The organism is Salinibacterium sp. NSLL17, from assembly GCF_015864935.1.
GTDB lineage: Bacteria > Actinomycetota > Actinomycetes > Actinomycetales > Microbacteriaceae > Rhodoglobus.
In genome coordinates this window covers 1389927-1400873 of record NZ_JADYWH010000001.1, presented here as the reverse complement: position 1 = coordinate 1400873, position 10947 = coordinate 1389927, and the positions used below count along the sequence as shown (strand labels likewise).

Sequence of the window (10947 nt, the reverse complement as noted above, 5' to 3'; positions counted from 1 at the left end):
CTAGCCCTTGTAGGCGACCGCGCCACCCACTGGGTACTCTCTCGTGCGCTATTCCCCCACCAAACCTATGGTTCAGGAACCGCTACTAATTCTTCAGGTCCTGCAACGGGCCCGTGGCTCGCGTTGCAGTTGTGCTCTCTCACAGCACTTCGGAACTGGCTATCCGACTCACACAACTAGCGTTGCGCAACTGGTCCGGTCGCTATGCCCGGGAAGACTTCTTGGTGTTGTTCCGAGCGCGGCTCGGAATAACTACGCTTCATTATCGCATGCATTCTCAGAAAGTGAGCCTGACGCACGTGCGATAATCCCAGCATGACTGCTTCCGGGGTTCGCAACAGGCCCATTGCCCTCGCAATTTTTCTGATATTCGCTGGGCTTGTGGGGCTCTGGGCGTCGTTCCAGCTCACACTAGAGAAGCTCCATGTGCTCGAAAACCCGGATGCCGTGTTGAGTTGTGACTTCAGCATCGTGGTGCAGTGCGCAGCCAACCTCGAGTCAGCGCAGGGCGCGTTGTTCGGCTTCCCCAACCCCATCATTGGCCTGGTGGCGTTCATGGCGCCAGTTGTTGTCGGTGCCGCAATACTCGCCGGAGCGCGCTTCAATAGTTGGTTCTGGGTCACCTTCAACATCGGAGTAGCAGGCGCCTTCGCGTTCATTCTCTGGCTCGCCTACCAGAGCATTTTCAACCTCGGCACTTTGTGCCCCTGGTGCATGGTTGTGTGGTCGGTCACGATCCCCATGTTCTGGGCAGTGACACTGCGCAACATCAAAGTAGGCGCGATTCGCGCTCCCCGTTCGCTCCGCAAGGCCGCCAGCACCGCCTACAGCTGGGTCCCTGTGATCACGATTGTTGGCTACATCATCATCGCGATTGTCGCCCAGATTCGACTCGACGCTCTGTCGTACCTGTAAGACATATTCCCCCAGGGGAACACAACAATGGCGAGGGCCTGACGGTTGTCAGGCCCTCGCCATTATGTTGTGGACTGAACGGTTTAGCCGCTGAGAATGCCGCGCTAATCCGTCGCTTGCCCGTGAGCGCTATATGAGTTCAGGAAAGCGATTTAGGCGAACCAGAGTGCAAGCTCACGCGCTGCAGACTCAGGCGAGTCACTGCCGTGCACGAGGTTCTGCTGAACAGCCAGGCCCCAGTCGCGACCGAGGTCTCCACGGATCGTTCCGGGAGCTGCCGTAGTCGGGTCGGTCGTGCCCGCGAGAGAACGGAATCCCTCGATCGCACGGTTGCCCGCGATGCGCAGCGCGACGGTCGGCCCCGACTGCATGAAGTCGAGCAGCGGCTCGTAGAACGGCTTGCCTTCGTGCTCCGCGTAGTGCTGCGACAGAAGGTCGACATCCGCCTGCACGAGACGCACGTCAACGAGCTGGTAGCCCTTGGCCTCAATACGGCGAAGGATTTCACCGGTCAAATTGCGAGCAACGCCGTCAGGCTTGATCAGTACAAGGGTCTCTTCGATGTTCATTGTGTCTCCTCAGAGGGGGTGGTCATGGACTGGGTGTTAAGAATTTCGGCCTTGGCGCGGTCGAGTTGCTGGCCCTTAATGAAGCAATAGATCCAGATGCCAGCGAAACCTGCCCCCACGAAAAACATCGGCGTGAGGATGAAACCAAGAGCAATGAGACCGACCTGCAGCGCCCAACCGACCCAGAGGGCCCCCGGGCGGTGCAGCATCCGGGCAAGCGCGACGAACACGACGATCAGAACTGCTCCCCCGATGAACGCCGGGGCCGGAGCGAGGGCTTTGAGCCCGAACGCCGTGAGCGCCACGAAGAAGATCAGCGTGGCATCGAGCACCAACACGATACTCAGCAATAGTTCGGTGACGGAGCGCTTTCGGCGAACCGTGGGTGCGGAGGTCACGGCTTCCAACCCTCTGCCTCAGCGAGAGCAAGAGCCTCGCCAACAAGAGTGATGGAACCGGTCACGACGACAGCCCGGCGTTCGTTTTCTGCCGCCCAGCTGCGCGCCAACTCCATTGCTTCAGCAAAGGAATCAAAATCGGTGGTCTCATCGGTGAACGCGCGAACGGTCTCAACGAGTTCCTCCGGAGGAACGGCCCGGTCCGACTGTGATGCCGTCACATAGAAGCGATTAGCAATGGGGGCAAGAGCCTCCACGATGCCAGCAGCATCCTTGTCGTCGACAACAGCGATGACAAAAGCGATGTCTTCGAACGTGAAGTATTCCTTGAGCGCCACGGCGAGAGCCGCTGCGCCATGAGGGTTGTGAGCGGCATCCACAATCACGGTGGGTTCCGCACCAATAACCTGCAGTCGCCCCGGCGACGCGACGGTAGCGAGCCCTTCAGCGAGCACATCGTGAACGAGCGCCTGGCTGCCAGCGCCCAAGAACGACTCGACGGCAGCGATAGCGAGCGCGGCGTTGTGCCCCTGGAACTCACCGAACAACGGCATGAACAGGTCAGAGTAGGTGCCTGCGAGTCCGCGCACCGAAATAAGTTGGCCACCCACGGCAACATTGCTGCTGAGGAGTTCGAAAGCATCGCCCTCGACACCAATTGTGGACTCGGTAAGATCTGCCGCGCGCTCCAACTCGATCTGGGCATCCGACGACTGAATAGCCGACACGATCGCGGCAGCCGGCTTGATGATGCCCGCCTTGGTGCGCGCAATCTGCGCGATTGTCGTGCCCAAACGATGCGTGTGATCGAGCGCAATCGGCGTGAACACGGCAACTTGACCGTCGGCGACGTTCGTGGAATCCCACTCGCCGCCCATGCCAACCTCAAGAATGGCGACGTCGATAGGAGCATCCGCGAAGCTCGCGAATGCCAGCACCGTCAGCGCCTCAAAGTAGGTGAGCGCTTCTTCGCCCTTGGCCATCAGCTCGGCATCGACCATGAGCAGGAACGGGCGGATGTCAGCCCAGTTCTCGGCCAGCGCTCGGTTAGAAATCGCCCGGCCATCAATCACGATGCGCTCGTTGACCCGCACAAGATGCGGACTCGTCATGAGCCCCGTGCGCAGCCCGTAGGCGCGCAGAATGCTCTCGATGATGCGACTCGTGGAGGTCTTGCCGTTGGTGCCCGTGATGTGAATAACGGGGTAAGTGCGCTGCGGGTCGCCGATCAACTCGACGGCGCGACGAGTTGCTTCGAGACGCGGTTGAGGCGCCTGCTCCCCCACTCGCGCAAGCAGTTCTTCGAACACGTTGTTGGCATCCGAGAGGTATTCAGTGTCTTCGAGTTCGAAGTCTGAATCCTCGTCGATGTTGGTGCCCTCAAACCCATCAGCGAAGGGGCTGAGGTCGGCGAGGGGATGCTCCGGGCCGAGTTCGGCGCGTTCTTCGTCGGTCAGCGACGCCTCAATGGGGTCGCCGTTTTCATCGAATTGGCCGTCGTTGCCGAGTTCATCATCGCGGTCAGACATTGGTCGTTCCCATCTTGGTGATGTCGATCACCAGCGCGCCGATATTGGCGTATTTTCCTGCCGCGAGTTGCGTGCGGTGCACCTCTAGTGTGCCCTCTTCGAGGTCATTCGCGAAGGCCTGAACGGTGGATTGCGCTGCAAGCGTTTCTGAGGAAATCATGGCGCTGTGGAATCCGATGGCCTCGTGGTCGGCGGGGTCTAGCGCACCAATCGTCAGAGAGATGCGGTCGCTCACGTCGAATCCTGCCGCCTTGCGGGCATCCTGAATCGCACGGATGACATCGCGAGCGAGGCCCTCCGCTGAGAGTTCCGGAGTGAGCTGGGTGTCAATGATCACAAAGCCACCCTCGGAGAGGAACGCGATTGCGCTCGCTTCGTCGGCCGCTTCCATCTGGAGTTCGTATTCGCCGGCTTCCAGCGGCATCCCGTCGACGGAAACACCGTCGGCCGTGGTCTCCCAGTTGCCGGCCTTGGCCTCCTTGATGACCTGCTGCACTTGCTTGCCGACGCGCGGGCCGAGAGCCCGAGCGTTGACAGTGAGCTTCTTGGTGATGCCGAAGCTCTCCAACGAACCCTCTTCGAGAGCGTCAAACTTGACAGCCTTGACGTTGAGCTCATCGCGAAGGATGTCGCTAAACGGTGCGAGGGCTGCGGGAGTGTCGCTCACGACCGTCAGCGAAGCCAGCGGCAGTCGAACGCGCAGGCTGCGCGCCTTGCGCAGAGCAAGTCCGCTCGAGGCGATCTCGCGCACACGGTCCATCGTTGCAACTAGATCGTGGTCAGCAGGGAATGCTGAGGCGTCAGGCCAGTCCGTGAGGTGCACGCTGCGGCCGTTCGTGAGGCCGCGCCACATCTCCTCGGAGACGAGCGGGAGCAGCGGGGCAGCAACGCGCGCCACGGTCTCTAGGACGGTGTAGAGCGTGTCGAAGGCATCCTTGTCGTCGCCGCTCCAGAAGCGGTCACGGCTGCGACGCACGTACCAGTTGGTGAGCACGTCGGCGAAGTCGCGGAGCTTTGCGGCTGCCATGGGGCTGTCGAGTGCGTCGAGCTCAACGGTGACATCCTCGATCAGCTCTCGCGTCTTAGCGAGCAAGTAGCGGTCGAGAACGTGCGTCGAATCGGTGCGCCAGCTCGCCTCATAGTTATCGGCAGCGTTGGCGTAGAGAGTGAAGAAGTAGTACGTGCTCCACAGCGGCAGCAGCATCTGGCGAACACCATCACGGATGCCCTCTTCGGTAACCATGAGGTTTCCGCCACGGATCACCGAGCTCGACATCAGGAACCAACGCATCGCGTCAGCACCGTCACGCTCGAACACCTCGGAGACATCCGGATAGTTGCGCAGGCTCTTCGACATCTTTTGGCCGTCATTGCCCAGCACGATGCCGTGACTGATGACGTTAGAGAAGGCCGGGCGGTCGAACAGCGCCGTCGAGAGCGTGTGGAGAGTGTAGAACCATCCGCGAGTCTGACCGATGTACTCCACGATGAAGTCGGCCGGGCTGTGGGTGTCGAACCACTCTTGGTTCTCAAACGGGTAGTGCACCTGAGCGAACGGCATCGAGCCCGAATCGAACCACACGTCGAGCACGTCTTCGATGCGACGCATCGTCGACTGACCACTCGGGTCGTCGGGGTTCGGGCGCGTCAGCTCGTCGATAAACGGGCGGTGCAGGTCGGGCTCGCCCTCGTGGTTGAGAGGCAGGCGGCCGAAGTCCGCTTGGATCTCGGCCAGGGAACCGTAGACATCCACGCGCGGGAAGTCAGGGTTGTCGCTCTTCCAGATCGGGATCGGCGAACCCCAGTAGCGGTTGCGGCTGATCGACCAGTCGCGGGCATTACTGACCCACTTGCCGAACTGGCCCTCTTTAACGTTTTCGGGAACCCAGTTGATTTGCTGGTTGAGCTCGCCCATGCGATCGCGGAACTCCGGAACCTTGACGAACCAGCTCGACACCGCCTTGTAAATTAGCGGGTTGCGGCAGCGCCAGCAGTGCGGGTAGGAGTGCTCGTAGCTGGCCACCTTGAGCAGGCGGCCCTCCTCGCGCAGCAACTTCGTGAGCGGCTTGTTGGCGTCGAACACCTGCATGCCTTCCACGGGCGGCACCGACGGCAAGAACTTGCCACCATCGTCAACCGAGATGACAACGGGGATGCCGGCAGCGGCACACACATTTTGGTCATCTTCACCGTAGGCGGGCGCCTGGTGCACGATGCCAGTACCTTCACCGGTGGCAACGTAGTCGGCGACCAAGAACTGCCACGCGTTTTCGGTGCCGTAGGTTTCGGCATCCGCATAGAAATCCCAGAGGCGGTCATAGCGAACGCCCGCGAGTTCGGCACCCTTGATGGTGCGCGTGACTGCTGCAAGAGCTTCCTCAGCGGTCTCGTAGCCAAGTTCTTTCGCGTAGGCCGCGATGGTGTCACCCGCAAGCATGAACTGGGCGGAGCCCTGCTCCGAACCGTCGCCAGCACCGAGCGGGCCGGCAGGCAGAATCGCGTAGTCGATGTCGGGGCCGACAGCGAGAGCAAGGTTGGTGGGGAGCGTCCACGGGGTGGTCGTCCAGGCAAGAGCCTTTACGCCGGTGAGCCCCAGCGCTTCTGCCTTCACACCGTCGAGCGGGAACGTGACCGTGACGGTCTGGTCTTGACGCATCTTGTAGACGTCGTCATCCATGCGCAGTTCGTGGTTGGAAAGCGGGGTTTCGTCATTCCAGCAGTAGGGCAGCACTCGGAAACCCTCGTAGGCGAGGTCCTTTGTGTGCAGCTGCTTGAACGCCCAGATGACGCTCTCCATGAAGTTGACGTCGAGCGTCTTGTAGTCGTTCTCGAAGTCGACCCAACGCGCCATGCGCGTCACATACTCTTGCCATTCGCCGGTGTACTTGAGCACCGATTCGCGAGCGGCGGCATTGAACTTGTCGATGCCCATCTCTTCGATCTGGCTCTTCTCGGTGATGCCGAGCTGGCGCATCGCTTCGAGTTCAGCGGGGAGTCCGTGGGTGTCCCAGCCGAAGCGACGGTGCACTTGCTTGCCGCGCATGGTCTGGTAGCGCGGAAAGAGGTCTTTGGCGTAGCCAGTCAGCAGGTGACCGTAGTGCGGGAGGCCATTGGCAAAAGGAGGGCCGTCGTAGAAGACCCACTCATCGGCGCCTTCACGCTGATCAATGGATGCCTGAAAAGTGCCGTCTGCCTTCCAGTACGAGAGCACTTGCTCTTCGATCGCCGGAAACTTCGGGGACGGCGCGACGGAATCGTCTGAGCTGTGGCGGGGATACGACATGAGGCTCCAGTGGTACGTAGGTGCGAATAATCTGCACGAGGACGACCTCTCAGCCGCGGTACCACCCCGCTTATGCACCCTGCGGCACACCACTCATATCGCTGTAACGGGCTTACCCGTTCGGTTCTACCGCCGCCTGCTCCCCCGCCGAAGCTGAAGTTGAGATGGTTTCTTCCGAACGCTCCCCGGTGATAGCCGGTTCATAGCGTGTGGCAGCAATGATACGCGAGTTAGCTGACCGCTGAGCGCTATTTCTTGGCGATAGTAGCGAGCGTTTCTGCTGCCAGCTGAGCGTCGTGCATCGTGACGATGAACTTTTTGCCGTTCATCCGCGTCACTTCGATGGCATCACCTTTGGAGAGAACGATGCCGCTGCGGCCATCGGGAGCCCAACGCCAGCCGTAGCCACCGAACTCGCCCATCGGGTTGACGTCGACGACGGCGACGGACTCGATCTGGTCTGGCGCGATGGTGGTGCGAGGAAAGCCCAGAGCGGAGCGGACCTTAAGCCCACGCTGATCGATTGTCACACGCCACGAAAGAGTGCTGACGGACAGTGCGATCACGAAGAGTCCGATGACAGCGGGCAAGAGGAGTTCGTCGGGATTGCTGACCGCCTGCACTGCGAGGGCAATGGCCAGAGCGGCGAGGGCAGCGCCGACAATAATCACGACGCCTGGACCAACCCGCGTCGTGGTGGAGAAGTGCACGCGTTGCGTTGCAGCACCAGCGATGGGCTTCGCGGTGACCGGGGTCGACTGAATGTACTCGGCGGCAGGAAGCATGAGCCAGGCGAATAAGGCCATGATGAGCGCGATGGGGAATGCGGCAATGGCAATTCCCCCGATCGCAGGAGCATTCTCAGCGTTCTCAAGTCCTCGCTGAACAGCAAGTGAGCCCGCCGCTGTGACGCTGAGCGTAATCGACAGGAACATGGATGCGGCCACCATGATCTTGTGCCCCCAGAGCATTCCGCCGTTGGGACCACCCTTCCAGCTGGCGAAGGCGGCAAGCGCCGCGAAGATTAGCGTCATCAGTAGCGGCAACACAATCACGCTGCCCACGGTGGAGTATCCGTCTGGGCCTGAGGTTCCCCAATGCGAGGCAACCGGGCTCGGAAGCTCAGGGATCCACAGCGCCATGATGAAGGCAGCGGCCAGCGCGATTACGAGCGGGATCACCACGCCGATCACGATGATCAGACGGCGGTTTCGCGTGAGTTGGGGCGAAACATTCTCGGCGGGAAGGGTCATTGGTATTCCTCTCGGATGAGGGCGGTAAGAGTAGCGAGTGAAACCTTGTGGGCGCGCGCTTCAGCAACAACAGCGGTGATGCCGTCGGCGAGCGAATCGTAGCTCTGGGCGGTGGCGGCAACGATTGCTCCACGACCGCGGCGGAGTTCGATGAAGCCCTCGTCGCGCAATTCTTGGTAGGCGCGTAAGACGGTGTGCATGTTGACGCCGAGAGAGCTGGCTAGTTCTCGTGCGCTGGGGAGCCTCTCCCCTGCTGTGACGGTCTTATCGATGACAGATTGGCGGATGCTCGCCGCGAGTTGCTCGAAGAGCGGCGTCTCGGACGCGGGATCCACTCGAACTAGCATGACGTCATCATAATTGTTCTAGTTGGACTAGCACAAGCGCGCTCTAGATGGATCACCGTGCGCCTCAGAACCGACGACGTGCCGGCATCTCCTGCACATGCTTCATCTCGGCCGCGGATGCCGGAGCCGAACTCAGGCGGCGTGCAAGTCGCGCCGTCCACGGGCTGGCTGTCGCGCCATGGGCAAAGACGCTGACGAGGATTGTCCACACCGCTACCGAGAACACGGTGTCAGCAACGGAGCCGCTCAGCTCATCGAACACTAAGAGAGCGAACAGAATCGAGGCGAGCCCTCGTGGCCCGAACCATCCGATGAAGAGCCGCGTCTCGAAGCGGGTACCCGACCACGCCAGCGCCAGGAGAACGGGCACCATGCGCACTACCGTCAGCGACAGCGCCACGTAGAGCGCAATCTGCCACGTGAGCGAGGTGAGGATCGGTGCTGCGAGTACCGCGCCGAACACCAAGAACGTGATCGAGCTGAGCAACTCCCCCTCGTCTTCAGTGAAGTCTTGAACATCCTCGCAGTGGTCGCGAGCAACCGCACTAAACGCGAGACCAGCCACGAACGCGGCAATAAATCCATTGCCGCCAACAACACCGGCGCTCGCAAACGCCGCGACAGCGATGGCAATGGTCGCCAGCTGGCGGTAAATGCCGTCAACAAATCCGGCGCTCGACGCTCGGCTCAACAACCACCCGCCAAGTACTCCGACAACCCCACCGAAGATGACCCCGAACCCAATTTGCTGAGCCGCGAACAGACCCCAGCTCTCGCCCGAAGCGGCTCCCGTTTCGGTGGCGGCAATCGCCAGAAAGACTGTGACAACCGGAACCATGATTCCGTCGTTCAGGCCACTCTCTACATTGAGGGCCTGCCGAAGGCGAACCGGCAACCGTTTATCGCTGACAACCGCTTGGCCGAGCGCAGCATCCGTCGGCGCCAGAATCGCGGCGATGAGAGCAGCCTCGATGAAGGTGAGCTCGCCAAAGAGCGCCGCCGCGGCGACTGCCCCGAGCACAATCGTGAGCGGCAGGCCGATACCCAACAAGCGCAGCGGAAGAAAGATCTGCTTGCGCAACGCTCGCAGATCGATGCGTACCGCATCCGTGAAGAGCACTAAGACGAGGGTGGCCTCGACGAGGATCGAGACGACCTCGCTCTTGAGGTCGAGCTGAAACCACCGCGCACCCACAACACCCAACAGGATGCCCACAGCCGTAAAGACCATCGGCGCGGTCACGGGAGACAGCGCAAGCTTGCGCGACACCATCGCGAAGGCGAACACCACGAGGGCAACGATCACGAGTTCGGTCATGGTTCCTCCACTGCAGAACGAAGCGCGGCATGCCCCGTAGCCACGCACAACCGCTGCGCGACACCGGGGTGGCTCAAGGCTACGGGAATGCGGCACGAATACCCGCGGTTGCACCGGTGGGCCGAACCCGTCGCGCCTCCGACTTTCAGAAACGACTCATGAGCAGCCAGATTCCTCGCCGCCGCGTGCTGTTGCGCGACCTCAGCAGCCCCCGCGATGTGATCTCCCACATCAGCCCCAACTGGTTTGCCTCCGTTATGGGCACAGGCATCGTCGCGAACGCTGCCGCAACGCTTCCCCTAATCGCTCCGCAACTCCACGTGTTTGCGAGCACCGTCTGGGTGATCGCGACTGTCTTGCTCCTGGGGCTTATCGCCGCGAGCGCAGCGCACTGGATCGCCCACCGGGAGGTTGCGCTTTCGCACCACCGGCATCCGGCAATGGTTCATTTCTATGGTGCGCCGCCGCTGGCGATTCTGACCATCGGCGCAGGTGCATTGCTCTTCGGCCCCGACATCATGGGGGCGGATGCCGCGCTCACCGTCGCACTGATCTTGTGGTCAATCGGCACCGTGCTTGGCCTTGCCACCGCCGTGATTGTCCCGTTCTTGACCTTCACGTCGTCATCCGGCACAGATCAATCGCCGTTCGGAGGCTGGATCATGCCCGTGGTCCCTCCCCTGGTCTCGGCAGCAGCCGGAGCACCGCTCATCCCATACCTGCCTGAGGGCGAGGCTCGGTTGACGATGCTGATCGCCTGCTACGCGATGTTCGGGCTCAGCATGATCGCTACCGCGGTGATCCTCCCGCTGATCTGGGGACGACTAGCACGACACAACATCGGCAACTCCGCAGCGGTTCCGACTCTCTGGATTGTGCTTGGCCCACTCGGCCAGTCCATTACGGCCGCAATTGTTCTTGGAACGGTTGCCCCCTCCGCGGTGTCTGCTGAGCTCGCCGAGGCCCTCAGTTTCTTCGGGTTCATCTACGGCGTCCCCACACTAGGTTTTGCGCTCCTCTGGACGGCGCTAGCAATCGCCATGACCGTGCACACCGCCCGCCGCGGCTTGCCGTTCAGCCTCACGTGGTGGTCGTTCACCTTCCCCGTGGGCAACATGGTGGTTGCGCTGAGCGTACTCGCCGTGGCTACCGGTTCCGCGGTGCTCGAGGTGACGGCACTCGTGAGCTTCGTAGCTCTTGTGGGAGCCTGGGTACTCGTAGCGCTGCGCACCTTTGCGGGGAGCGTCATCCGGGGCACATTGTTCTTGGCTCCGCCGGTAGTCGGCGATGCGACAGCCGTTGCAGCGCCTGCCACTCCGGCGGCGTGAGAATCGC

At 61.4% G+C, this 10947-nt stretch carries 9 protein-coding genes; 2 read left to right on the top strand and 7 right to left on the bottom strand.

The annotated features are described in order from the left end of the window. Positions 1-315: 315 nt before the first annotated feature. Complete coding sequence (locus I6E51_RS06855) at positions 316-915, top strand: vitamin K epoxide reductase family protein (RefSeq protein WP_197109807.1); 600 nt, start codon at positions 316-318, stop codon at positions 913-915. A 152-nt stretch (positions 916-1067) separates the two neighbouring features. Here the strand turns inward: I6E51_RS06855 and ndk are convergent, their stop codons facing one another. From ndk to I6E51_RS06820, 7 genes are all read right to left on the bottom strand, one after another. After that, complete coding sequence (gene ndk, locus I6E51_RS06850) at positions 1068-1484, bottom strand: nucleoside-diphosphate kinase (protein WP_009772535.1); 417 nt, start codon at positions 1482-1484, stop codon at positions 1068-1070. Then, positions 1481-1882 (bottom strand): DUF4233 domain-containing protein, encoded by a 402-nt coding sequence (locus I6E51_RS06845; RefSeq protein WP_197109806.1) that lies wholly within the window; start codon positions 1880-1882, stop codon positions 1481-1483. The genes ndk and I6E51_RS06845 overlap by 4 nt, the downstream gene beginning before the upstream one ends. Then, the gene (locus I6E51_RS06840) at positions 1879-3411 is read right to left on the bottom strand and encodes a folylpolyglutamate synthase/dihydrofolate synthase family protein (RefSeq protein WP_197105886.1); all 1533 of its coding nucleotides are present in this window, start codon (positions 3409-3411) and stop codon (positions 1879-1881) included. Before I6E51_RS06840 ends, I6E51_RS06845 begins: the two co-directional genes overlap by 4 nt. Beyond that, positions 3404-6694 carry an isoleucine--tRNA ligase gene (ileS, locus tag I6E51_RS06835; protein ID WP_197109805.1) on the bottom strand — a complete coding sequence of 1097 codons (3291 nt, stop codon included), beginning with the start codon at positions 6692-6694 and terminating at the stop codon, positions 3404-3406. The genes I6E51_RS06840 and ileS overlap by 8 nt, the downstream gene beginning before the upstream one ends. Before the next feature lie 248 nt (positions 6695-6942). Further along, the gene (locus I6E51_RS06830; protein WP_197109804.1) at positions 6943-7947 is read right to left on the bottom strand and encodes a DUF1648 domain-containing protein; all 1005 of its coding nucleotides are present in this window, start codon (positions 7945-7947) and stop codon (positions 6943-6945) included. Next, positions 7944-8294, bottom strand: coding sequence for a GntR family transcriptional regulator (locus tag I6E51_RS06825; protein ID WP_197105889.1), 351 nt, complete (start codon positions 8292-8294; stop codon positions 7944-7946). Before I6E51_RS06825 ends, I6E51_RS06830 begins: the two co-directional genes overlap by 4 nt. Before the next feature lie 64 nt (positions 8295-8358). After that, positions 8359-9612, bottom strand: coding sequence for a sodium:proton antiporter (locus I6E51_RS06820; protein WP_197109803.1), 1254 nt, complete (start codon positions 9610-9612; stop codon positions 8359-8361). A gap of 158 nt (positions 9613-9770) precedes the next feature. Here I6E51_RS06820 and I6E51_RS06815 point away from each other — a divergent pair, with 158 nt between their 5' ends. Then, a complete protein-coding gene (locus I6E51_RS06815; protein WP_197109802.1) occupies positions 9771-10940 on the top strand; it encodes a TDT family transporter in 1170 nt (389 codons plus the stop codon). The last annotated feature ends 7 nt before the right edge of the window (positions 10941-10947 follow it).